Source organism: Hyphomonas chukchiensis (assembly GCF_000682695.1).
In the GTDB taxonomy this organism is placed as follows: Bacteria; Pseudomonadota; Alphaproteobacteria; order Caulobacterales; family Hyphomonadaceae; genus Hyphomonas; species Hyphomonas chukchiensis.
In genome coordinates, this window is sequence record NZ_AWFG01000021.1 from 1 (window position 1) to 23691 (window position 23691).

Below are 23691 nucleotides of genomic sequence, written 5' to 3' on the forward strand. Positions count from 1 at the left end.
TCGGCAGCCGACAAGGCAACCATCGGGGTTCTGGTCGCGCGAACGGATCCGTCGCAACCCAAGCATAAGGGATTGAGTCAGTTTATTCTGGACATGAATACGCCCGGCGTGACCGTCAGGCCCATTTACGACATGTCCGGGGAAGAGAACGAATATAACGAAGTTTTTTTCGATGACGTGCGCATTCCGGCTGATCGGCTTCTGGGCAAGGAAGGCGATGGCTGGCGCCTTGTCATGGAACAATTGCAGACTGAGCGTTCGGCAATGACAAAGCCCGGTGCCGTCTGGGGATTTGGACCCACTGCACGTGAACTTGTCTCAGGACTGATTGCAACCGGAAAAATCAAGGATCCTCTCGTCCGCGACGAAGCGGCTCAGCTCTACATTGAAGGCGAAATGCTGCGCCTCCTCGTGTATCGCAATATGAGCAATCGATTAAACGGCAAACCTGCCGGCCTCGAGGGCAATCTGGGCAAGATGATCGCATCGCCTCACGGCCAGAAGCTGAGTGACCTCGCAAAACGCAGCCAGGGAGCGGCTGGCATGCTCGTCAACCCGGACGTCCTGCCCTTGCCGGAAAAGCATTACGGCCTTTTCAACAACTGGGACTACGCGTTCTGGTTCGGGCCGGCTTCCACCCTTGGCGTCGGCACTCAGGAAATTTTGAAAAATACCGTAGCCGAACATCTGCTCCGGTTACCGAGAGACAGTGATCCGACTGCTAAAATGCCGTTCGAAGAAATCAACAAGACCAAACTCAAAGCGGCGAGCTGATAGGAGCCTCTAATGAACTTTTCACTCAGCGAAGACCATGTCGCCTTGCGCGACTCCGCGGCAAACTTTCTGGACAAGGAGGTCGATCTTTCAGTCCTGCTTACTCATGGCCGCACGGTGATGGACGCCGACTATGACGGACTCTGGCGAAAGATCGTCGAGCTTGGTTGGCCTGGAATTGTCATTCCAGAACAGTATGGCGGTCTGGGAATGGACTATATTGATCTCATCATGATCATTGGAGAAATCGGACGTACACTCGCGCCGGTTCCCATGTTTGGCACGCTGGCAGGTGCCTGGGCGGTTGAGAAGGCCGGGTCGGAAACCCAAAAAGCAGACATTCTGCAGCGCGTCGCTGGTGGCGAGATGAAGCTTTGTCTCGCTTTGACCGACGCAGACGGAAAGGTCGGCGACGGGGTCACTGTAAGTGCAGCTAAAGGCGCAAGCCTTCTGAACGGCGAGAAGACATATGTCGTCGACGCCGATTCTGCTGACAAGATTATCGTCATGACTCAGGATGACACGTTCTTCGTCGTAGACCGGAATGCAGAGGGCGTCAGTGTTTCCGTGTTGCCATGGAGGGACATCACACGCCAGGTCTGCAAAGTCAGTTTCAAGGACGTGCAGGCGGAGCGCCTGGAGCATTCAGGCGGCGTCTGGCCCTGGGTTAAAGACCGTCTCTATCTGATCCTTGCGGCCGAGAGCGCCGCAGGCATAGCCGCCTCTCTCGCCGACTCGGTAGGCTATGCAAGCGAGCGTGTCGCATTTGGCAGACCCATCGGCGCGTTCCAGGCGATCAAGCACCAACTTGCCGAGATCGCCGCGCAGAGCGAATGCGCCACAGCCGGCGTGCAATATGCCGCCTGGACGCTCAGCGTCGATGACGAGCGAGCCTCTCTGGCCGCGGCCATGGCACAGGCGTATACCAGCGAATCCTACAAAGCCGCGACGCACCGGAACATCCAGATTTTTGGCGCGATCGGATTTACCTGGGAAATGAAGAACCATCTCTATTACAAGCGGGCCAGGGCCAATTCCGAACTCTTGGGCGCTCCAAGGCAACAGAGAGAAGAAATTGTTCACTGGATCGAGTCGCACGAAGCAGCGTGAGCCGCCAAGCTGAGCGTGTTTGGCTGACTACCAGTGAGACCGGGACACAATACGACTTTCGGTGTTTCGGCCAATGGCAGATGCGGACGGATTATTGATCCACTCAACTGTTGTGGAACTGCTCTCGAAGACCAACCGGGACGCATTCTCCAGTCGCTCAAGAAGAAGACTAGAGCGGATGATGAATAATCAGCTCCCACACGCGATTGTGAAATAATACCGCTAGTTCGTCCGTATCGATATTATTTATATCGTTGCACAAGACTGACTGATGTTCATCAAAGGACAATAGGAGCAAATGAATGGATGTTTGCAGAGCTGTAACGCAACGTATTTCCACGCGGGCCTTTCTGCCGGATCCGCTATCTGAATCTGAAATCCGCGACTGGCTATCTCAGGCCCAACGCGCTCCATCAGGTGGAAATACGCAGCCATGGCGCACCATCGTCCTAGCCGGGCAGGCCAAAGATGATCTGGTCAAAATGGCCGCTCCCGTTATTGCTGCCAATCCCCGCGGTCAGGAAACGGATCGGCCGATCTATCCCAAGGACCTCTGGGAACCTTATGAATCGCGACGACGCCGTGTTGGCGAAATGATGTATGAAGTGCTCGACATTCCTCGAGAAAACCGCGAGGGCCGTGCAGCATGGTTCTCTAACAATTTCCGGTTTTTCGGTGCGCCAGTTGCCGTTTTCGTGGTGATTGACGAGCGCATGGGTCATGGTCAGTGGGGCCATACGGGCATGTATCTTCAGACGCTCGCCCTGCTGGCCGAAGAACGGGGCTGGGGAAGCTGTTTTCAGGAATGCTGGGGGATGTTGCGCCCTGCCCTGAAGGAATATTTCAAACTTGGGGCTAGCGAAATGATCTGGTGCGGCATGGCGGTCGGCAAGCCTGACACGTCCCATCCGGTGAACACGCTCCGCGCCGAACGCGCTTGCCTGGACGAAACTGCAGACTTGCGCGGCTTCTAGAACGCCCCAAAACGACAACAGGTACCAATCGTCTGCATTGCAAATACCCATGCAGCGAATTGCTAACCCATCCCTGCGCCAACGCAGCGTTTAACGCCTACACGCTATTGTATGGTCGGAACGGGTCCCCGGATCGCGAACCCACTCTTACGAGCAGCAATCAATCATGCGATCCGGGGATGCTTTTATCCGTTCGTGATGAAGTCGGCGATCAGAGAATTGAATTCATCAGCTTTTTCCCACTGCGCCCAGTGCCCACATTTCGAATAGATATGCAGATCGGCATTTGGGATGCGCCGCAGGAACTGGAAGGCCATATCAACAGGGAGAACACGATCTTCCATGCCCCAGATGATCAGTGTTTCGTGCGCGATGCTCTCCAGGTCACGTCGCCACATATCGTTGGCTTTATTATGCACCTGTCCAGCCAACGGAGGAGACGCAAGAACTTCCGGTCTCGTCGCAGTTTCAAGTCGCTGTTTGACAAGTTCTGGTGTGATGTCCGATCGATCATAGACGAGCAAATCGATAACGCGGTCCACTTTCTCCAAAGAAGGACCATCTCCATCATAGAAGGTCGCCATACGCATGATCCCCTCCGTTGGAAAGGTGGACGTCACCGGCATTCCGCCGCCTGGTCCCATGAGGATGAGCTTGTCGACCCGCTCGGGGTGATCGAGCGCCATCACTAGCGCAGTGCCGCCACCCAGTGAGTTGCCGACCAGGCTGGCTTTATCCAAACCGAGAAAATCCATAAGCTCCAGCAATGCTGCGGCCATTGCGTCAAACATACCGCCCTTTATTTTCCGGTTCGTCGATTCTCCAAAACCTGGATGATCATAGACAATCGAACGGAATCCCTTGTCAGCCATTGCTTGCATGTTGCGGCTAAAATTACTGTAGCCATAAGCTCCTGGTCCTCCACCATGAATGAATATCACGGCTGGCCCTGAACCGACCTCATGATAACGAATGCGTCCGGCGGGAAGGTCCGCATAGTGGCTCTCGGGCATTGTAGGTTTTGCCATGGGTTTCGCTCCTTGTGGGCTTTTGTTTGATTTTCACGACTGACATCCGGGCCCTCGGCCGCAGCTTCGGTTCCACCCGGGAATTGACCGGTTCTGATCGACCGCGAAAGCACTGACTGATCACTTTTGTCATCACTTTGGTCTCGTCGCCCCAACCAGCTTTATCTTGTCAATCCTGTTTGCCATATACGCAGAAAAAGTTAAAGCGCTTGTTTTGAATTTCTTGGTAAGACATACTTGAATCGACTCCAGGATCACTCAGTCAGGTGGCCTGGCCAAACATCCGGCATCATGAAATCTGCATGCGGCCGCAGACAAGCGCCAACAAATTGGAGCCCACGACAATGGAAATCCGTCGAGACCCCTCATTACCCGTCATCGATCATGATCGTATCATGTCCCTGACGAAAGAAACGAACCACAAGTGGACCACCAAGGACGCTATTCTATATGCTCTTGGGATTGGCCTCGGAACCGACCCGTTGGACCGGGCAGAACTCGACTTTGTGTACGAAGCAAACGTGAAAGTATTCCCTACATTCCCCGTCGTTGTGGGTTTTCATGGCGGGCCGCTTGAAGACATCGGAATTGACTACCGATACGTCCTTCACGGCGAACATGCAGTAACACTCCATCGACCTTTTCCACCGGAAGGATGCGCCACGGCGCATGGCCGCATCCTGGGTGCCTGGGACAAGGGCCACGGAAAAGGGGCCGTTTTTTCTCAAGAAAAGACGATGACGCTCGACGGAGATACACTGCCCCTCGCGACCATCAGGACGACGAGCTTCGCGCGAGCGGAAGGTGGCTTTGGTGGCCCTCGGGACGGTCAGCCTGCACCACACTCCATTCCGGCGCGTTCTCCGGACCGCACGGTCAGGATTTCGACCACACCCGGTCAAGCTTTGCTCTATCGCCAATCTGGAGATCTCAATCCCCTCCATGCCGATCCCGATGCCGCGCTCGCTGCCGGATTCCACCAGCCGATCTTGCACGGTCTATGCACTTTTGCCATCTGTTGCCGCGCCGTACTTTCTGAATTCTGCGATTTTGATCCCCTGATGATTGCGCATCATGAAGTCCGCTTTTCAGCTCCTGTCTATCCGGGCGAGGAATTGACCGTCTATCTGTGGAAAGACGACAGTGTCGTCTCCTTCGAGGCACACGTCGAAGCCCGGAACGTGACTGCAATCCGAAATGGAATGACCAAGCTGTTGATCTAGTGCCGGACTTAGTTGCCTGGACTATCGGCCGGACCATTGGCAATCGTGCCGCCGGCGTGTGAGCCGGCGGCACAAGAGTAACTTTTGCGTCAAACCACGATACTGATACGGCCTTGTGGACGCAGTGTATTCATATCAATCTGCGTGCGCTTCTCAGCAATCCGGATGTGCCCGTCGATCAGTTTCAGTTTGTACATGTGATGCCCGCAAAACATGTCCGTAATGTCGTTTTTGGATCGATGGGTAATGAACTTGCTCTTCGCAATGTAATTGCCGCCCTCTGCCCCTAAAACCCTGACATTTCCGATCAATCGCGAACAGACTGACCGTGGCCATTCAGAGTGGTTCCCCGGCTTTTTCAACCGCTCGACACGATGCCTTAATCTGAAATAGTTGTCAGAAATATAGAAGAGATTTCTCGACGAACTCGCCTCATCTGACGCTCCAGCTTGAGGCACTTCGTAGATCGCCCCCTCCAGGAAAAGTGCAAACCAGTCATCCAGGCGCCATTCATCCAGCATCGCCGCTTCTTCGAATAGAAATGCTTCGATCTCAGCCTGACTCAGGGATTGCACCTGAGACGAAATAATATCCTGCGTTACCGAACTCATTTCTGATCCTCCATTCGATCTGCCCATTCCCGCCAGAAACATCGCATTTGCTCCTCGTCGGTCGCATCGAATTTCGACTTCAACATACCCCGGGAAATGTCATTCCATGCGACTTCATCGACAGCCGCATACCCTCTTTGTGCTGATTCAAGCGCCTCAACATCGTCGGGTGTAGCGAAGCCGCCCGGGCCGAGGAATTCCAGGAAGTTGTCTAGGCGGCGCTTCCTGAATGCCTCAGACTCACCTGTCACGCCCAGCGCCCAGGCACTGATGTTCATATTGCCTGGAGACAAGGGATAAAAAGTACGGACGGTCACGGCCATAATATCGTTGAGGACGAGGTTTGGAAAGATTCCCGTATTGCGTCCGAGAACGGCTATTCTGTTAGCTTGCTCCTCGCCCACACGCGCAACCAGTTCGCGCTTGATGTCCTCTACCTCGGTCTTCGCTTGTTCACCCCACGCTGGAATCCACTTGGCGACCGGCCTTCCCCATGGCGCGTTACCTTCGATCGCAGCATGCCCATTCTTAAGATCCCAGACAAACGTCTCGGTTGGCATTTCAGCTGGTCCGCCAATCGCATCTGCAAGATATTCGAAATATGTCCCGTGCGTATCGACAGCGTGATAGCCATCATAGCTGTTCTCCATCAGCAGTTTCCAGTTGGCACGAATACTGTACTTCTGCTCTCCGCCGATCACCTCCACGCCCTCTGGGCCGTGTTGGCTGAGGAGATCCAGAATGCTGCGCGCGTCGGCCAGGTATGAATCCAGCGATACCGCACCAGCATCGTAATTCAGGAAATAGAAGCCGGCATATTCAGCCAGTTTGGGGACGCTCCGTAGATTGGCGCAACCGTCGGAATTGAAATCCTCCGGATAGGTGCCAGCTTGCATGCGCGTAGCAAAATTGCCGTTATTGTTGAAGGCCCAGCCATGGTAGAAACACCTGAAAGCCAGCGCATTTCCTCTCGCCTGGCGTTCGACCATCGCGCCGCGATGCGGGCAGGTATTCATGAATGCGCGGAAAACACCCTTTCTGTCGCGATTGAAAATAACCTCCTTGCCGCCAACATTGCGCGTCAAGAAGTCGTTCGGATTTGGCAGCTCAGATTTGTGACCAAGATAAAGCCAGCACCGATTAAAAATCTTGTCGCGCTCTTGGGCGAGGATTTCCTCATCGATGAACGTCGTTCTTGCAACCCGAAAGAGCCCGCGCTCGCGATCATCGACGATGTAGGGACTCGCGCGTGATTTTTGACGAGCCTTCTCTGCAACACTCATAGTGTCCTCCGCTTTCTGTTTTCGAACCGCGCTCGGCGCAGCCCCACACTTCTGTCGCCTGGCTCGGCCCAACATTGTCGGGCCAGGCGACCACAATGACCCAATCGAAATCGGCTTGCCTTGCACGTTGGGCCATTGGTTGGACCATTAATCTTGGCATGATTTCTGTCAATTCTTAACGCTGCGACATTTCGAGACACCTTGAATCCAATGGCTTCCCATCTGCTCGCCTTGACTAAGACAGCGATGCTTCTGTATTGGTTGGACCATTGTACCTAGAAACGAGCCCTTCGGGAGGACGACCCATGGCCCAATCCAACGCACGCTTTGAACGCCTCGGTTATCTGGCGCTGAACGTAACCGACCTCGAAAAGTCGGCCGAGTTCTATGAAACAATGGTCGGCTTGAGGCGCGTGGAGACAAATGTTGATGCGGTATTCTTGCGCTGCAGTGATCGCCACCACGACATTGTGTTATTTCAATCCGACGCGCCCGGACTCAAAAGAATTGGATGGCAAATGGAGTCTCCCGAGCAGTTGGAAGCACTCGACCGGCATTTTCGGAGCATTGGAATAGTCACAAGGCCGGTATCGAATGCGGACGCCGTGGAGATGGCGATCGATGGCGGATTTCGAATGACCGAGCCAACGACAGGCGCGACAATGGAATTCTATTCCCATATGGACCACGCAGACAGCGCATTTGAGCCAACACATACCAAGATCGCCCGGCTCGGTCACGTTGTTCTGGCGAGCGCTGACATGGCCGCAACTGAGCGCTTCTTTTCTGAAAACATGAATTTCAAAGTGTCTGATCGGATCGAAAACGGCGTCGTTCACATGCGTTGCTTCCCGAACCCGCTTCATCACTCCTTTGGAGTCGGCGCCGGCAAGGCGGCGCAACTTCACCATGTGAATTTCATGGTAACCGACATGGACGATATCGGACGCGCAAATACACGGATGAAGTCAAAAACGATTCCTATCGTGTATGGCCCAGGGAAGCACCCCCAGTCCGAATCCGTGTTTTTCTACTTCCTTGATCCGGATGGACTTACGCTCGAATACAGCTACGGGATGGAAGAATTTCCCGAGCACGCCCCCCGTGCACCAAGACTCTTCCCCATGACGGTTGAATCGGTCGATCATTGGGGCGGTCTTCCAGAACCGGATTTTGCGAAAGTCGGAGAAATCGAAACCGCTGGTCGCGACCGCTAGTCAAGTTCATGATGGTCCAAGTGAGGGTTTTCGGGCAGCATATCGCATTTCCCGTCGACACCTCTTGGTTAGTCCGATGCAAGACGCGTAGCATGGCCTGACGTCAGATATAGGCTTAACTTATGTCATCCAATACTTTTCTTCCCGTCCAGTCCCGGCGGCTATTCGAAGACGTTTGCGATCAGATTCGCGCACAGATCGCCGACGGATCTTTGAAATCAGGAGATAAGCTTCCGGCCGAGCGCGACTTGGCAGTACAGTTTGGAATCAGCAGAACTGCGGTTCGCGAGGCGTTGCGAAGCCTGGAATTCGCTGGCCTCATTGAACTCAAAAAGGGCGCGCAAGGTGGGGCATTTGTGTTGGGAACTGACATGGGGCTCGTGCTGCCGTTTCAGAGTATTCTCGACGTCGGTCACCTCTCACTTCGTGAACTGACCGATGCCAGAATTGAAATACAGGACATCGTCGTCCGGCTAGCCTGCGCCAATGCCAGCATTGCGGACTTCGATGCACTTTCAGCCGATATTGAGCGGACACGACACCATCTGGAGAACGGCACTGCGGGAACCGATCCGTCCGCCACCCAGCTGTTCTACTCACTTCTCGCCGAAACCACAGGCAACAGGGTTCTGGTCGTTATCGTGAAAGCACTTTCACAAATCGTGTATCAGGCAATCCATCCACTTCACAGACCCTTGAATTTCGATCTCGTCGGCGTCCGAACGCGATTTCTCGATCATATGAAAACCGGCGATGTTGAAGGCGCGCGCAAGATAATGCGGGATTATCTCGAGTTTCTTCATCAGCACATTGTTTCGGAAGAACGTCGTCACGATTAAATATTTTCGCAAAGCCGGCTCTCGACGTCGTTGACGGCGGGACTTGCTTGCGGTCTAGTAATACAATCATTTTAATTATCAGGCCGCTTTCATCATGGTGACATCGTTTCAGCCGCTACCCATGTCGCTTGATGAGGTTACGTCCGACTGGCTCTCTGACGCACTTGGCGATGCTTTTCCAGGAGTCCGGATCAAGCGCGCGGCCCGAAGTGATGCCAGATCAGGTACTGCAAGCTCGGCACGCTTCGAATTGGATTACGACAATCGCGCCGGCCATTCTGACCTTCCCGACACGGTCTACGTCAAAGGCGGGTTTGATGACGTCATGCGAAAACGGGTCTGGGCGGCGTTAGTTCAGGAAGCCCAGTTTTTTAATGAGTTCGCGAGCGATGCACCGATCAATATTCCACACGCTTATTATGCAGGCTTCGATGAAGCCGCCAAGCAAGGCGTGCTTGTCCTGGAAGATCTCTCGGCGCGAGGCGTACGCTTTGGGCATGCAACCGACGATACAACAGTGGACACGATTGCGGCCGTCATTGAAGGCTTGGGCAAATTGCACGCGCGTTTCTGGAACGATCCGCGCCTGCCCGCATTTTCGCACTGGAAAGATCCACAGCGCACCTTTTTTCGCTATCTTTGCAGACCATCTCATTGGTCTGCCGTTCTCGAAAGAACCTATGGATCTGCTCTTCAAGCAGCATTTCCAACCCGTGAATCTGCGCTCGCTGGCTTGGAGCGTATGTGGTCAATAGATGACTCGATTGCGCGAACGCTCGTCCACGGAGATTGCCACTGCGGAAATCTGTTTTACGAGTCGGACGGAGCACCAGGTTTCCTTGACTGGCAATGCGTATTCCCGGGCGCGCCTGGTCATGATCATGCAGAGCTGATTGTGACGTCTCTTACGGCCGAACGAAGACGAAGCGCCGAGCGCGATCTGATTGCGCTTTATAGAGACGTCCTCAAGGCTCACCGTGTCCCTGACCTTCCGAGTTTCGATGAGTTGTTCTTGTCGTATCGGCAAAACAATATGCACAATCTGGTCGGATCAGTGTTAAATCCTTTTGATATGCAAACAGAGGAAGTAACAACTATCTCGGCCCTGCGCGCACTCGATGCGGCTGCAGATCTCGAGACTCTCGATGCGCTTGGACTGGATTGAAATTGTCGGGCAGAAAGCCGAGCAATAGCTGCTGGCTACACCTGCCCTCCCCGCTAATTCGTTTGATCCGCAGCACGGTTCCTAATCTGGCCTTCGAAAGGCAGGAAGCACTCCGATGGATTGTTTAATCGCCAGAATTGCGGCATGATTCGACGGTGGTGCTCGATTCCCAGCGCATTGAATCCTCAATCAAAAACTATTCTTCCAAATGATCGCTAACCGTCAGGGAGTGATCACAGTTTTCAAGACATTTGGGACGCGCGCATCCAGTTGCCGGTAAGCTTCAGCACCATCCTTGAGCGCCAGACGTGTCGTAATGAACTGTTCTGGTTTCAATCGGCCCTGCTGCACCAAAGGTACGAGCTCCTGCCACGTCTGTGGCGGAGAGGTCGTGCCGATTCTGAATGTCACCCCCTTGCTGAGCGATGCTCCCATCGGAAAAGGAAATGCCATATTCTTGTTCACGCCGATAACGGATACGACGCCCTCACGGCGTGCCATTTGAAGGGCCATCGCAATCGTTGCGTCAGCGCCGACAGCTTCCAGTACCTTGTCGGCCATCAATCCCTTCGTTTCATCACGTACGCGGTCTATCGCTTCGTCGGGGCTGAGAGCAATCGCACCCAGCCGGCTCGCGATATCGCGACGCTCCTTGATTGGATCCACAGCGAATACCCGGCCGGCGCCCATGACAATCGCACTGTCGATTGCCATCAATCCGATTGGACCGAGGCCGATGACAACAAAATCATCACCCGCTTCGATATCAGCGTTCCTGCATCCGAACCATGCAGTCGCCTGAGCATCCGTAAGCATCAACGCCTGGTCCATGGACACGCCCTCAGGAATGGCACCCAGATTAAAGTCACCGAATGGTACCCGTACAGCTTCAGCCTGAGATCCTTGCAAGGCGTGCCCAAGGCCGAACACCTGCTGTTTCCCATTGAGACAGTTACGCACGTTGCCCCGCAAGCAATTGCGGCAAGACCCACACCCGACTGCTCCCGGGATCATCACACGGTCTCCGGATTTGAACCGGTTTACACCAGAGCCCGTCTCGACGACCTCCCCCACGGCTTCGTGACCGATGCAGAAACCAACTCCTTCAGTAAACCCCGCGCCCGCGCCATGGTAGATGTGCAAGTCACTTCCGCAAATACTGCAAGCGGTAACCTTTACGAGGACGTCTTGCTTGTCACGAAGGGTTGCGTCGTCGACACTCTCATACCGTACATCGTAGGGCCCATTGTAACATAACGCCTTCATTTGGTGTCCTCTTCGAAATGTTGGTGCTGAGATTTTTTTTGCCGTCGCTCATCGTCAAGACACAGACCTGTTCGCGGCCTGCCAATAGGGCTCACGCAGCGCTTTCCGGTCAAGTTTACCGATACCTGTTAGTGGCAGTTTGGATCGAAATTCAATTGACTTGGGAGACCAGGGAGCGCCGCGGATTGCTTTGACATGCTCCTGGAGCTCACGCTCCTCGACGATCGCTCCAGCGCGTCTAACCACGAACGCCTTAACGGCTTCACCCCACTTCAGATCCGGAATCCCTACGACACCTGCCGAGGCCACGCCGGGATGCGCCATCAGTGCGTCTTCGACTTCGCGCGGGTAAATGTTGAATCCCCCGCTGATGATCAGGTCCTTGATACGATCAACGATCGTGAAATAGCCTTGCGCGTCTTGCACGGCAACGTCGCCGGTATGCAGCCAGCCACCTTTGAAAAGCGCGTCGGTCTGGGTTGGCTGTTTCCAATAGCCATTGCAGACTAAAGGCCCCCTCACGCATAACTCTCCGGGCTCACCGACACCAACTTCGTTCATATCGACATCGAACAGACGAATTTGTGTCAGCGTTGTCGCCCGTCCGCACGAGCCCAGCAAGTCCGGCCGTGCCAAATCGTGATCGACGATACGCAACGTGGTGAGAACTTGCGGCGCCTCTGTCTGGCCGTAGAGTTGCAGGAATACCGGTCCAAACATCGCGATTGCCATCGCCAATCGATCCAGTGACATCGGTGCCGCCCCATAGATCACGAGCTTCAAGCTGGACAGATCGTATCGCTCAATCACATCACCTGATTCAATGAGGGTATTGATCAGCGTAGGCACCAGGAAGGTGGCGCTGATATTTTCTCGCTCAACGACTTCGCAAAACCTCGTAACATCAAAACCAGGAAGGAGTCGGACCCGACCGCCCATCAACATCACAGGATAGATGTTGACGCCTGCCGCGTGACTTATGGGTGTCATCAACGCGTAGTGAATATCAAGCGGCCACTCCCACTCAGCGGCGATGATGGTCGCCATCACAGATAGAGCACGGTGAGGTAGCATCACACCTTTTGATCTTCCCGTCGTCCCTCCAGTATAAGCCAACATGACGAGGTCTTCAGGCTCTGCGCGATCCTCGAGTTCCAGAGGGGAGACTGTCGTCAAGGCCGCAAGCGCATCTTCGACATCGTTCGCCGGACCAAAGCCAAATATTTTTAAATCTTCCACTCTGGACCGGATGGCGACTGCCCGCGCGCCGAACTTGTCGGGGTCAAAGAAGAGCACACGCAGTTCAGCATCTCCGATGATGTGAACATGATCGTCCTCACCTGCCAGCGGATGAAGAGGCGTAAACCTCAATCCGAACACAGCTGCAGCACAGATCGCAGCCCACGTCTCCACTCTGTTTCCCGTCAAAAGGCCTATGCCGTCTCCTTTGGATAAACCTATCGAACGGTAGAGCGCACCGAACCGTCCAACCATATCGCCGAGCTCGGAATAGGTAAGCGACGCGTGATCATCAGAGATCATTGGCCGGTCGCCGAACCGCCTTACGGAATCAACCACGATCGCGGCCAGCGATCCTCCCGACGTCATGCTATTCATCTTCAGCCCTCAAATTATAAGTCGGCGTTTCTAGTGCCTGCGGTGCGGGTACAAGACAGGAATGCGCTGCGTCACCCCATACCAGCTAGCGGCTGCATGAGCCTCCCTGAACAAAGCCTCCGTCTTGGCCGACGCCTCTCCGATCTCGATGATTTCGCCTGGGTGCAAGTCTGTCGCGAGATATGCCAAGCGGCTCCGACGCGCCATCTTTCCTTCGGAGTTTACTGAAATCCCTGCTGCCTTGGACAAGGATATGGCGTCATCAAATCCATCTACTCTACGCCCACACAGATGATGCAGACCTTGGCAAAAGCGTTGCCGAAACTCCAGATAAGTCGAGAGCGCCTGACTGTGATGCTGATTCAACTCCATCCGGGGGCTGGCGGAGAAAACCAGAGCAATCGACAGTTCGGGTTCCAATTCTTCGTCTTTGCCGACTTGACAAATATTCCCAGAAATTCGGGCCATCGTTTTTCCTGCCCTCCTTGGCAAAGGCAACCGCACTGATGCTCCATTGATCTGGAACGTTTGTTTCATTCTGGAAACCTAGCATATGCCCCTGCGATCACAATAGCGGACGATGGCGATCGAGTACGAGTAGCTCTCATTTGTCTTCGCAGACTGTCGCTCGTGAAACAATCAAGATGCAACACTGTTCCAGCGTTCACCAGCCATGGATTTCAGCGAGCTTCCATTTAGTTCGTATGTTCTATATGGATTAACAAGACCACACCCCGTGGAAAAAGGAAGGAGCCTTTATGCCGGGACCGCTTCAAGGACTAAAGATCATAGAATTGGGCAGTATCGGTCCGGGACCCTTCTGCGGAATGATGCTTGCAGATGCTGGTGCAACGGTGATCCGTATCGAACGTCCGGGAGCTCACGTCGATACGCGCGACGCAATGCTTCGGTCCCGCAAGATTGTTCACCTCGACCTCAAGGCTCCGGGTGATCGGGAGCACTTGCTTGAGCTAATCAAGGACGCTGACGCGCTTTTCGAAGGCATGCGCCCTGGCACACTGGAGCGGCTTGGGCTCGCTCCTGAAAAGCTGCTTCAAGACAATGCCAGGCTTGTTGTCGGCCGAATGACGGGATGGGGGCAAACGGGCCCTTACGCGAAGGCGGCTGGCCATGATCTCAACTACGTTGCCTTAAGCGGCGCGCTACATGCGATCGGCCCTGCTGCTCACCCAGTCCCGCCACTCGCGCTGGTCGGCGACTTCGGCGGCGGCGGAATGCTGCTCGCCTTCTCGCTCACGGCCGCGATGCTCCACGCGCGCAGCACCGGTCAAGGACAGATCATCGACTGCGCCATGGCGGAAGGCGCAGGACTTTTGATGTCAGCTTTTTACTCCTATGTGGCGACAGGCCAATGGCGGGATGAACGCGAATCGAATGTGGTCGATGGGGGAGCGCATTTTTACGGTGTTTATCAGACGAAGGACGAGAAATTCGTCTCAGTGGGGGCGATCGAACCCCAGTTTTACGCGCTGTTCCTGCAATCCTTGGGACTGGAGCACGACGCGAGGCTTTCAGACCAAATGAACGTCGCCCTCTGGCCTCAACTCAAGGCAGTCGTTGCATCTGCCTTCAAGGAAAAATCCCAAGCCGAATGGTGCACCCTGATGGAGGGCACCGACATTTGCTTTGCACCCGTCTTGAGCATGAGTGAAGCGCCCCTGCACCATCACGCGAAAGCCCGCGGTTCGTTCGTGGACGTTAGCGGTATTGTACAACCCGCGCCCGCACCTCGCTATTCTTTGACGCCGCTAGCCCGCCCGAAGATTCCCGAAACCATTGCTTACCAGGACGCTGCGGAGACTTAGGTTTCCCGCGGCCGCCCAGGCATAATTTCTAGGGACGACAATCCGATCCGGAAGACGGCGGCACCCGCAATACTATCGTTGCCGCGCCATGCACGTTGGGGCATCGGTGCAACTTAGTCAGAATCGGACGGGCTCAGAGGCTCCAACTCGGATTTTGTGGTCAGCACTAGCCATGGCTGTGAGTTTGCGTTGGGATGAAAGCGTCAAAATCCGATTTAAGAAACTTTCGGGCCGCGCCCTCTCGAAGGCTGTCTATATCTGTCGCACCAAGACCGGTTGACGCCAAAAAAGCTGCCAGGTTCTCTTGCTGGATCAGGTAGGGATAGTCCGTTCCTGCAAATACGTGCCCAGGCGCCATGACAGTCGCCGCATGCGCCAAGGTAGCCGGATCGTAGACATTACTATCGTAAAAGAGCTTTGCGGCTTGCACACTCGGTGCCTCTAGACCGTCAATCCCGAAGCCAGCCGTCGCAGCCCATCCCTTGTCGAGACGCCCAAGAATGGAACTCAACGCCCCCCCACCATGGCTGAACCCGACTCTCAGTTTTGGAAACCGAAGCAGGGTACCCTCCATCATCATGGAGGCCGCACTCATGGCGACGTCAATCGGGAATCCGGCAAAGGCGGTAAAGACTGGCGTGACATCGAGTGATTTCACTGCGACAGGATGGAGTGCGTGCACAAACACCGCCATGTCCAGCGCTTCTGCAGCCTCCCAGAATGGGTCGAACAACCTGTCTCCCAGCAACCGACCGTTGATGTTGCTTCCGATCTCCACGCCTAAAAGTCCGAAATTATCGCGAATTCTCTGGAGATACCTCATGGACTCTGTGGGGTTTTGAAGAGGCAAGGCCCCAAGGCCCCTAAAGCGCTTGGGGGCCGCAGCATTCATATCGCCAATTTGCCCATTCACGTAGTCACATAGCGCTTCTGCACCCTGCACATCAATCCAGTAAGACAACAGCTCTGGCATGGGTGACAATACCTGAACGGCGACACCGTCCCGGTCCATATCTTCCAACCGTCTCGACACGTCCCAGGATCTGTTGTCGAGTTGTCTGAACGGCTTGTCGCCTATCAAAAGCGTCGCATCCACGCTCGACGCACACCTCATGCAGGGCCAGTTCGGAGCCAGGGTGTCCGCTGGACAGGCCGGGAAGCTGCTCGGCGTGACATGAGCGTGGACATCGATCAGATTTGACAATTCTTATTCTCCATTCGGTGATCGCTTCGACCGTGTTTTCTATCTCAGGAAAGGTAATCTTATGCGTATCGACCCGCTCCTGTCTCCAGGAACGGGTCGAAAGCGCTTAAGTCGAACGCGGAAAGTCTAGAACTTGCCTCGTAGCGCCACCCCCCAGGTCCGCGGGGCAGCGGGGAAGCCCATGTATGAGCCCGTTTGGAATGTTGCACCAAACTCAGCCCCTACATATCGTTCATCCGAACAATTGTTGCAGTACGCACTGAGCGACCATCCCTGCTCGAGCTGCTTGAGCCCAACGCTGAGATCGACCAACCATGTATCTGGTTGCTGATTGGCAATGTAGCCGGTCGACCCCTGAATCGGCAGCGCCCCGGAATTAGTCCGCTGCTCGGAAGTGTACTGATAACCAGCCGACGCAATCAGTGCCAGGCGATCGCTCAGTGGTTTCTCAAAATCAAGCGTCGCATTCGACGCCCATTCCGGGGTCAGGAGGAAGCGCTCGCCGCTCACTGCAGCGCCGCCCGAAGTTGCGTTTTCCAGGTCCGCGTCGAATCCGTACTCTGCATGCGGAATGTATGTCGCCGCAAGATTGAGCGTGAGATAGTCGCTGAGAACGAAGCTGTTCTCAATTTCGACGCCGTAGTCTTCCGCGGACGGCGAGTTCACAATTGAAAAAGCTGCACCGAGGAATTGCGGGACCTGGAGGTCTTCAATATCATTGTAAAATAGGGACACATTGGTCGAAGCCCGGCCATCCCAATAGACGAACTTTCCGCCCAATTCGTAGGCGTTGACAAACTCCGATTTGTAAGTCGGGTCCTTCGGCACACGGCCCGCACCAAGTTCAGGATTGTTTGAGGGCGCGCCCGCTGCGGTACTGTCAAGAATAACCCCGCCAGCCTTGAACCCACGGCTGAACTTGCCAAAGATCGTCGCGTTCGAGCTCAGATTGTAGCTAAGGCTGATCGCACCCGAGAATGCGTCTTCGTCGTAGGAATCCGAGAAGGCTGGTGCCGGGAACACATTGATCAGCGTCCATGCCGAACCCGCCGGTGGATCAATGATATTGTCATAGGATCCCGTTTTTTCTTCCTTCGAGAGGCGTCCGCCTGCGGCAAGCGTCCACTTGTCGGAGAGTGCGAAAGTCCAGTTCGTGAACACGGACATGCTCTTTGCGGTACCAGGAATGTACTCTTTCTGTATGACCGTCCCGGGTGTTGCGCCCGACGGAATTCCTGTAAGACCCGTGATAAACGCCTGAGCGTCGGCACCATTGATCAATGTACGCTGGCGAAGCAGGTCTTCGTCAGAATAGAAAACGCCAAAGAGTGCATCAATCGAGTCAGAGATCTTGGTGTCGAACAGGAGTTCCTGGCTGAACTGTTGCGACTCGAACTGTGGCGAGAATGCAAGCACATCTACCGTGCTGAACAATGCCTGCTCGTGGCGGTTGCGCGAGAACCATTCACGGTAGGCTGTAATCGATGTCAGCGTCCCGAGCCCCAGATCGAACTCCGAGCGGAGAGTCAGGCCCTTGTCACGCATAGCCAGATCGCCATTATTCCGCACGGCCGTGCGGAAATCCCCGCCGTTGACATAGTCGAGAGTCGTGTCCGGAAGCCCCCGTGCGGCAGCGAGCGCGTCGAGAAGATTTGTTACCGGACTATCCTGGTTCGTGTAAACAGCGCGGACGCAACACTCACCGGTTGTGTCTGACCAATCGGCGATGAGATTGAAGTTCATGGTTTCTGATGGCTCAAACAGCATCGAGACCTTTGCTGCCCATCCTTCAGTCTGATCCTCGGTCCGCCCTGTCAGTACATTCTCCACGTAGCCGCCATTGTTGAAGCCCATCAATGAAGCACGCACCGCCAGCTTGTCATCGACCAATGGAAGATTCACCGCACCCTTGAACATGCGACTATCAAAATTCGACAGGCGCATCTCATAGCTGCCGGCCGTCTCGGAAAGATCCGGAGCGGTGCTGGTCAGCAGGACAGCGCCCGCTGACGTGTTCTTGCCAAACAGCGTGCTCTGAGGCCCTTTGAGGACCTGAACACTCTGATAGTCGAGGAAATTCGAAAGGGCCGCGCCATTCCGGCTGCGGTATACACCGTCAACGAAAACACCCACACCTCCTTCAAGCGAGACACTCGGACCGGTTGTGCCGAGACCGCGAATAAGCAAGCGCACGCCTGCAGCTGGCTCGTCCGCTGTCCTCAATTGGATGCTCGGCGAAATCACATTGAAACGTGTACCGTTGTCGATATTCTTGTCAGACAGAATTTCGGCCGTAGCAACAGAGACCTGAATAGGCACATTCTGCAACGACTCTTCTCGCCGCTGGGCGGTTACCGTGACCGTATCCAGTTTACGGGTTGCTTCAGACTCTTGCTCTTGCGCCATGGCCATTGGCGCATGAAACGCGGAAGTCATGATCGTCGCCATGGCCGCCGTGCCAAGGAAACTGAATTTTTGAGTTTTCTTCATTTGGTGCTTTCTCCCAATTGAACGCATTTTTGCGTTCTTGATCGTTAAATGCTCTGGCTGCGTATCCGACCGATCTGCGCTTGCAGGAACGAATGACGGGCCGGCCACAACGGCGCCGATCACGAACCTGAAGATATGCGCGTCCCTAACCCTCCCGGATGACAGCCAATTCGTCCCTCCGCACATGCCCGCGTTCCGTGCGCGTGCGTTCTATGCATTTTCACGCTGAAACGCTTGTATAATTATGTCAAGCATTCCTGACCCAACGCAAGCCCCTGCCTTAGTGGCAAGGGCCTAGTGATCTCGCTTCCCGGAAAATTCCCGCACAAAATATCCCGACGAATGCACTGTTTTTTATCATTATTTAATCCATTCTATCTTTCTGTGACCTCTGCGACACATTCTGGTTCTTTTCCATTCGGCGCCAGACCGGCCCGGAAAAACAATGAGAGTGACACCAATGGATCTAGTACGGCATGCAGCTTTTATGACTATTATTGAACGATCGATTTAGTATAAATCGCCCAATCAGCCTCCGGTCCCGAAGTCCAGCCCAAATGGCTGGATGGTCGCATAAGGACCAATCAAATGGATGAAGGGGCTCGCTTTCACGCTCAATTTTCGTTGCACGCCGCACAATTTCGTTGAGCAGAATAGCCGACGATACGCCGCTTGCCCCGGCCTCACCGGGACAGTCAGATCACCCACATTCAATTCACACAGGCTGCGCCGCCTCCCTGCGCGAGTATTCCTGCTGCTGCTCAGATCTATTCGGTCACGCCTAGTGAAGCCGGACCATCAAGACCAAGGCAACGACAGAGGCGACCGCCTGAAATCACCGACCGCATCTGAGAGGTCTCTGGAAACGCCACACTGACGCGAGCAGCTCTTGCGTTTACGCTTTGAAGAACGAGCGCGTTACACGATTGAATTCTTCTGGTGCTTCATATTGAGGCCAATGCTTGCTGTCGGCTTCCATCACATACAGCCGGGCGCCGCCGACTTTCGAACAGGCCAGTTCTGCAGCATCAAGTGTATGAATGGGGTTGTCGCGCGTCCAAAGAAACATAGTTGGACATTTAATTTTGTCCAATGGAATGTCGAATGCGTGATGGTCGGACGCCGCAAATTCCCCAATACTCTTGTTGGCCACGGACATATCGGGATGCGTGTAAATACTAAGCCGTGTGCCCACCAGTTCCTCATCCAGTAGATGGTGATTGCTTTCATGCATAAGCCACTGCATGCGTAGCAAAGTGCTTTCATAGGTTGGCGTGCCGGCACTTTTCTTCATCAACTCCACGAGCTCAACGAGATCCTTCTTGCCTTGTTCCGACGTAATCTGAATGCCGCCGGTCGTGTTCAATTGAATCTTGATGACCCGATCGGGATACATTCCAGCAAATGTTCCGGCGACCCAGCCGCCCAGGGACTCCCCGGAAATATTGGCTTTCTTGTAACCAAGCGCATCCATGATTTCTGCCAGCTGCTTTGATAATGTCACGGGGTTGAAAACCGTATCCATCTTTTCAGAAAATCCACAGTTCAGAAAGTCATACGCAATCACGTGGAAATCATCGGACAGCGGTTTAACATTCTTGGCGTAAGCTTCTAAATGGCCACCAATCCCGTGCAGGAAAAACAGTGGCGGCTTGCCTTCGCCTTTACCCGCCTCCACGATACGTACCCGCCCATACGTTGGCGTATATATGTACCTGACTTCGCATCCCAGAAAATCGTTCCAAATGGTCATCTAACTCTCCATAGCGTTTGCTCTGCCTGCCATCAGGCTTGATTGACGTAATACTCAAATTCTAGAAATCGGGACGCTTCAGGCTAACCGGTTCATTTCGGTCGCCAGGCCCCGGCCGCGATTTTGCGGTTTGCTTATTCACACAGGAAACGCCCTGAGAGAAAATATTGCCAGCAGGGACTTGAGGTGATCGATGCAGGGCCGGCTCACTTGAACGCTCCTCAGGCCTTGGCAGTCTTATGCCGTCGAGGAGATTCCCCCCCATATGTCCTATGTCGGGACCGATGGTCCGAGTATCGGGGGCCCGCAGCGATGGCGACGCCGGCCCGCAACTCGGCTGGACTAAGACCCTTGCCATAGGTTCAGTCGGCTTGCTTGAGGATGTCGGCCTGGTGCTCACCGAACTTGGGCGCGCGTTTTTCGATTTTTATCTCCGAGGTGCCGAACCGGACAGGGTAGCAAAGGTTGCGGATCGTGCCGTACTCCGGATCCTCGATATCGAACCAGGTTTGTTTGAACTTAACCTGAGGGTCGTCGAAAAACTCTGCAATCGAATTGACAGGAGCGAGTGGCACGCCGAACCTGGCAGCCTTGTCGACGACGCTTTTGGTGCTCTGTTGAGAGGTGCCGACCTCCATCTCCGCCCACAGCGCCTCATAATTAGACATGCGAGACCAAGCGTCCTTGAAGCGCACGTCACCCACCAATTCTTCCCTGCCCGCTGTTTTGCACATTCCCTCGAACTGGGAATCTGTTTGTATGTGGCCAATCACAAATCCGTCTGTCGTCTTGATGGGATGATACATGTTGATCTTGCGAATTCGTTCGGCCCCTTCGCTCTGGAAGGTATGATTGATCATGATTGCCGGAAGCATAAGTGCGGCATACGCCTCCAGCAACGAGACCGAAACGGTCTGCCCTCTTCCCCCATTTCGCTCACGCGCGAGGAGCGCCGCCAGCACACCTTGCGTAAGCGTCGTTGAGGCGATCTTGTCGACCAGAAAGTTTCGGACCGGCACCGGCTCCTTGTTTTCGGAATACTGGCCGAAATCGTCCATTACGCCGCACATTCCTTGAATGACGTGATCGTATGCGGGTCGATCAACGTAGGGGCCATCCGAACCGAACCCGGTAATTGACGCAAATATCAATCCGGGATTTTGGGCACTCAGGACATCGTACCCCAATCCGAGCCGGTCCATTACGCCAGGACGAAAATTTTCAATAATGACGTCGGCTCCCAGACAGAGCTTGACCGCAGTGGCCTTATCCGCTTCGGCTTTCAGATCCAGTGCGATGCTTTTCTTGTTACGGTTCACTTGCTGGAAGAACGCAGGCAGATCGTCTTGCTTGGGATGCATCGCCCGCATCGGGTCTCCGGTAGCGGGTTCGATCTTTATCACCTCGGCGCCGAGGTCGCAAAGCATCTGTCCTGCAAATGGTCCGGAAACCATCGTGGCGAATTCGATCACGCGTAGTCCCTTGCACGGCGCATCCTTCGGATCGATCATTTCGCGTTCTCCTCCGCATCTATTTGGTAAGGCTCAAACTGTTTCAGTTTCGGAACGACAGAGCAAGGAAAAACAAGAACAAACGTTCTATTTTTAATTCGCAACCTGCCATGCAAAGAGAATGGAAATGCACATTGGGAAGGGTCTCAGATTTCAGGACTCCGCTTTATCCCAATACGTGTCTCTCAACAGGCGCTTGTACAATTTCCCGGTCGCATGCCGCGGTAGCTGTTCCATGAAATCGATCTGTTTCGGAATCTTCATCTTCGCAAGTTTCCCTTTGAGATGATCCCGGATGGACGTCGCCAGCGCGTCCCCTGAGTCGGACCAATCAAGCGGCTGAACGATCGCCACGAGGCGCTCGCCAAGGTCTTCGTCCGGGGCTCCGATAACGGCAACATCGGCCACCTGCTCATGCGTGATGATCGCATCTTCAATTTCCTGGGGGTAGATGTTCACGCCGCCGGAAATGATCATGAAACTCTTCCGGTCAGTAAGATAAAGAAATCCATCTTCATCGAGCCATCCAATATCCCCTAATGTGCTCCATCCCTTGTCGTTGTAGGCCCCTCGGGTCTTTTCCTCATCATTGTGGTAGCTGAACGCATTACCGCCCTCGAAATAGATCAATCCTTCCTTTCGGACCGGCAACTCTTCCCCTTCATCAGACAAGATATGTATCTTGCCGAACACTGCAGGACCGACCGAGCCTTTGTGCGTCATCCACTCCATCGGCCCGATAGCCGTCAGACCGTTGAACTCTGTGCCGGCATAAAATTCATGAATGATCGGTCCCCACCAGGCGATCATCTCTTCCTTTATCGGCACGGGGCAAGGCGCGGCGGCGTGGAAGGCAAGCTGAAGACTGGACAGGTCATACTGCTCCCGCACGTTCCGCGGAAGCTTGAGCATACGCACAAAATGGGTCGGAACCCATTGGGAGTGCGTTATATGCTCGTCCTGAATGTATCGAAGCGATTCCGCAGCGTCGAACTTCTCCATCACGATGACCGTGCCTCCGACTTTCAGGACCGACATGGACCAGCGCAGAGGCGCCGTATGATACATCGGTGCTGGCGACAGGTAGATCATATCGGGATTGTAGTTGAACCATTCCACTGCCAGGTTCGTCAAACCGTCCATCTCGTCAATTCGCGCGTCAGGAAGGGGGAACTTGACCCCTTTGGGACGACCGGTGGTCCCGGAAGAATACAACATCGGCGCGCCCTGACTCTCGTCGCCTATGCGCGATACCGGCATGGCGTCACGTTCGGTTACATAGTCGCGCACATCATCGGCCTGACCATCAACCAGAAAGACTTTGAGGCCCGGAACCTGTTGGGCAATGTCTTTACCGAGTGCGAGCTTCGCCTTTGAGACAAAGAGCACTGTCGCACCTGCGTCCTTGACAATGTAAGCGGCTTCCGGAGCGGTCAGTTGGGTGGAAATAGAGGTGAAATAGAGCCCCGAGCGCTCCGCAGCAATTGTGATTTCAAGATATCGCGCATGGTTCTCCATCAAGACAGCAATGACACTGGCGCGCGCGAGGCCTTCGGCACGCAGGAGATGGGCGCACTGATTGGACCGGTCTTCAAGTTGCTGGTAGGTAATTGCTTCGCCGTTTGGCACCATTTTATAGGCAATGTGTTCGGGCCTGCGTCTCGCATGATTGTGCACGTGTAGTTCCATGTCTTCTCCCTGCCTTCTCGGCCCGCCACTGGCTGGTCCTGAAGGGCCAAACAATTGATACATCCGTTTTAGTATAAAAGGAATCCCGCGGACGCAAGCGTCACGAAAGGT

General features: G+C 54.5%; 19 protein-coding genes and 1 pseudogene. 8 read left to right on the forward strand and 12 right to left on the reverse strand.

Annotated features, from left to right (window positions below):
* The 3 genes from HY30_RS08965 to HY30_RS08975 all read left to right on the forward strand — a co-directional run.
* On the forward strand, positions 1–774 hold a 774-nt coding region (locus tag HY30_RS08965; RefSeq protein ID WP_277812966.1), incomplete at its 5' end, for an acyl-CoA dehydrogenase family protein.
* Positions 775–786: 12 nt separating this feature from the next.
* Positions 787–1884: an acyl-CoA dehydrogenase family protein gene (locus HY30_RS08970; protein ID WP_034739324.1), complete on the forward strand. Its 1098-nt coding sequence runs from the start codon at positions 787–789 to the stop codon at positions 1882–1884.
* Positions 1885–2186: 302 nt separating this feature from the next.
* A complete protein-coding gene (locus HY30_RS08975) occupies positions 2187–2858 on the forward strand; it encodes a nitroreductase (RefSeq protein ID WP_034739326.1) in 672 nt (223 codons plus the stop codon).
* A gap of 185 nt (positions 2859–3043) precedes the next feature.
* Here HY30_RS08975 and HY30_RS08980 read toward each other — a convergent pair whose 3' ends face one another.
* Entirely contained in the window at positions 3044–3886 is an 843-nt protein-coding gene (locus HY30_RS08980) for an alpha/beta fold hydrolase (RefSeq protein ID WP_034739328.1), read from the reverse strand.
* 344 nt (positions 3887–4230) lie between these two features.
* Between HY30_RS08980 and HY30_RS08985 the strand changes: the two genes are divergently transcribed.
* Positions 4231–5109 carry a MaoC/PaaZ C-terminal domain-containing protein gene (locus HY30_RS08985; RefSeq protein WP_034739384.1) on the forward strand — a complete coding sequence of 293 codons (879 nt, stop codon included), beginning with the start codon at positions 4231–4233 and terminating at the stop codon, positions 5107–5109.
* An 89-nt stretch (positions 5110–5198) separates the two neighbouring features.
* Here the strand turns inward: HY30_RS08985 and HY30_RS08990 are convergent, their stop codons facing one another.
* Together HY30_RS08990 and HY30_RS08995 are read right to left on the reverse strand one after the other, a co-directional pair.
* Entirely contained in the window at positions 5199–5720 is a 522-nt protein-coding gene (locus tag HY30_RS08990) for an aromatic-ring-hydroxylating dioxygenase subunit beta (RefSeq protein WP_034739329.1), read from the reverse strand.
* On the reverse strand, positions 5717–7003 hold the full coding sequence (locus HY30_RS08995; protein ID WP_034739331.1) for an aromatic ring-hydroxylating oxygenase subunit alpha: 1287 nt from the start codon (positions 7001–7003) through the stop codon (positions 5717–5719). The genes HY30_RS08990 and HY30_RS08995 overlap by 4 nt, the downstream gene beginning before the upstream one ends.
* Before the next feature lie 305 nt (positions 7004–7308).
* On the opposite strand from HY30_RS08995, the gene HY30_RS09000 reads away from it, so the two are divergent.
* The 3 genes from HY30_RS09000 (at position 7309) to HY30_RS09010 (ending at position 10224) form a co-directional block, all read left to right on the forward strand.
* Positions 7309–8220, forward strand: a complete 912-nt coding sequence (locus HY30_RS09000; RefSeq protein ID WP_034739333.1) for a VOC family protein — start codon at positions 7309–7311, stop codon at positions 8218–8220.
* Between the two features lie 122 nt (positions 8221–8342).
* Positions 8343–9059, forward strand: coding sequence for a FadR/GntR family transcriptional regulator (locus HY30_RS09005; RefSeq protein WP_034739335.1), 717 nt, complete (start codon positions 8343–8345; stop codon positions 9057–9059).
* A 94-nt stretch (positions 9060–9153) separates the two neighbouring features.
* Positions 9154–10224 (forward strand): phosphotransferase, encoded by a 1071-nt coding sequence (locus HY30_RS09010; protein ID WP_081812149.1) that lies wholly within the window; start codon positions 9154–9156, stop codon positions 10222–10224.
* A gap of 222 nt (positions 10225–10446) precedes the next feature.
* Here HY30_RS09010 and HY30_RS20465 read toward each other — a convergent pair whose 3' ends face one another.
* The 4 genes and pseudogenes from HY30_RS20465 to HY30_RS09025 all read right to left on the reverse strand — a co-directional run bounded on the left by HY30_RS20465 (position 10447) and on the right by HY30_RS09025 (position 13644).
* Entirely contained in the window at positions 10447–11055 is a 609-nt protein-coding gene (locus HY30_RS20465) for a zinc-binding dehydrogenase (protein WP_241765685.1), read from the reverse strand.
* A 54-nt stretch (positions 11056–11109) separates the two neighbouring features.
* Positions 11110–11490, reverse strand: a pseudogene (locus HY30_RS20470) (alcohol dehydrogenase catalytic domain-containing protein); the annotation flags it as partial.
* Between the two features lie 54 nt (positions 11491–11544).
* On the reverse strand, positions 11545–13107 hold the full coding sequence (locus HY30_RS09020) for an AMP-binding protein (protein ID WP_034739343.1): 1563 nt from the start codon (positions 13105–13107) through the stop codon (positions 11545–11547).
* Positions 13108–13137: 30 nt separating this feature from the next.
* Positions 13138–13644 carry a VOC family protein gene (locus HY30_RS09025; RefSeq protein WP_155839287.1) on the reverse strand — a complete coding sequence of 169 codons (507 nt, stop codon included), beginning with the start codon at positions 13642–13644 and terminating at the stop codon, positions 13138–13140.
* A gap of 221 nt (positions 13645–13865) precedes the next feature.
* On the opposite strand from HY30_RS09025, the gene HY30_RS09030 reads away from it, so the two are divergent.
* The gene (locus tag HY30_RS09030) at positions 13866–14933 is read left to right on the forward strand and encodes a CaiB/BaiF CoA transferase family protein (protein WP_034739347.1); all 1068 of its coding nucleotides are present in this window, start codon (positions 13866–13868) and stop codon (positions 14931–14933) included.
* Positions 14934–15099: 166 nt separating this feature from the next.
* On the opposite strand, the gene HY30_RS09035 is transcribed toward HY30_RS09030, so the two are convergent.
* From HY30_RS09035 to HY30_RS09055, 5 genes are all read right to left on the reverse strand, one after another.
* On the reverse strand, positions 15100–16137 hold the full coding sequence (locus HY30_RS09035) for an amidohydrolase family protein (RefSeq protein WP_051615208.1): 1038 nt from the start codon (positions 16135–16137) through the stop codon (positions 15100–15102).
* A 126-nt stretch (positions 16138–16263) separates the two neighbouring features.
* Positions 16264–18627 (reverse strand): TonB-dependent receptor, encoded by a 2364-nt coding sequence (locus HY30_RS09040; RefSeq protein WP_034739348.1) that lies wholly within the window; start codon positions 18625–18627, stop codon positions 16264–16266.
* A gap of 895 nt (positions 18628–19522) precedes the next feature.
* The gene (locus tag HY30_RS09045; RefSeq protein WP_034739350.1) at positions 19523–20380 is read right to left on the reverse strand and encodes an alpha/beta fold hydrolase; all 858 of its coding nucleotides are present in this window, start codon (positions 20378–20380) and stop codon (positions 19523–19525) included.
* 362 nt (positions 20381–20742) lie between these two features.
* The gene (locus HY30_RS09050; RefSeq protein ID WP_034739352.1) at positions 20743–21891 is read right to left on the reverse strand and encodes a CaiB/BaiF CoA transferase family protein; all 1149 of its coding nucleotides are present in this window, start codon (positions 21889–21891) and stop codon (positions 20743–20745) included.
* Between the two features lie 153 nt (positions 21892–22044).
* Entirely contained in the window at positions 22045–23580 is a 1536-nt protein-coding gene (locus HY30_RS09055; RefSeq protein WP_034739355.1) for an acyl-CoA synthetase, read from the reverse strand.
* Positions 23581–23691: the final 111 nt, after the last annotated feature.

Coding starts and splice junctions, on each gene's coding strand:
- HY30_RS08970 (WP_034739324.1), top strand. CDS start 787: ATGAACTTTTCACTCAGCGAAGACCATGTCGCCTTGCGCGACTCCGCG.
- HY30_RS08975 (WP_034739326.1), top strand. CDS start 2,187: ATGGATGTTTGCAGAGCTGTAACGCAACGTATTTCCACGCGGGCCTTT.
- HY30_RS08980 (WP_034739328.1), bottom strand. CDS start 3,886: ATGGCAAAACCTACAATGCCCGAGAGCCACTATGCGGACCTTCCCGCC.
- HY30_RS08985 (WP_034739384.1), top strand. CDS start 4,231: ATGGAAATCCGTCGAGACCCCTCATTACCCGTCATCGATCATGATCGT.
- HY30_RS08990 (WP_034739329.1), bottom strand. CDS start 5,720: ATGAGTTCGGTAACGCAGGATATTATTTCGTCTCAGGTGCAATCCCTG.
- HY30_RS08995 (WP_034739331.1), bottom strand. CDS start 7,003: ATGAGTGTTGCAGAGAAGGCTCGTCAAAAATCACGCGCGAGTCCCTAC.
- HY30_RS09000 (WP_034739333.1), top strand. CDS start 7,309: ATGGCCCAATCCAACGCACGCTTTGAACGCCTCGGTTATCTGGCGCTG.
- HY30_RS09005 (WP_034739335.1), top strand. CDS start 8,343: ATGTCATCCAATACTTTTCTTCCCGTCCAGTCCCGGCGGCTATTCGAA.
- HY30_RS09010 (WP_081812149.1), top strand. CDS start 9,154: ATGGTGACATCGTTTCAGCCGCTACCCATGTCGCTTGATGAGGTTACG.
- HY30_RS20465 (WP_241765685.1), bottom strand. CDS start 11,055: ATGGACCAGGCGTTGATGCTTACGGATGCTCAGGCGACTGCATGGTTC.
- HY30_RS09020 (WP_034739343.1), bottom strand. CDS start 13,107: ATGAATAGCATGACGTCGGGAGGATCGCTGGCCGCGATCGTGGTTGAT.
- HY30_RS09025 (WP_155839287.1), bottom strand. CDS start 13,644: ATGAAACAAACGTTCCAGATCAATGGAGCATCAGTGCGGTTGCCTTTG.
- HY30_RS09030 (WP_034739347.1), top strand. CDS start 13,866: ATGCCGGGACCGCTTCAAGGACTAAAGATCATAGAATTGGGCAGTATC.
- HY30_RS09040 (WP_034739348.1), bottom strand. CDS start 18,627: ATGAAGAAAACTCAAAAATTCAGTTTCCTTGGCACGGCGGCCATGGCG.
- HY30_RS09045 (WP_034739350.1), bottom strand. CDS start 20,380: ATGACCATTTGGAACGATTTTCTGGGATGCGAAGTCAGGTACATATAT.
- HY30_RS09050 (WP_034739352.1), bottom strand. CDS start 21,891: ATGATCGATCCGAAGGATGCGCCGTGCAAGGGACTACGCGTGATCGAA.
- HY30_RS09055 (WP_034739355.1), bottom strand. CDS start 23,580: ATGGAACTACACGTGCACAATCATGCGAGACGCAGGCCCGAACACATT.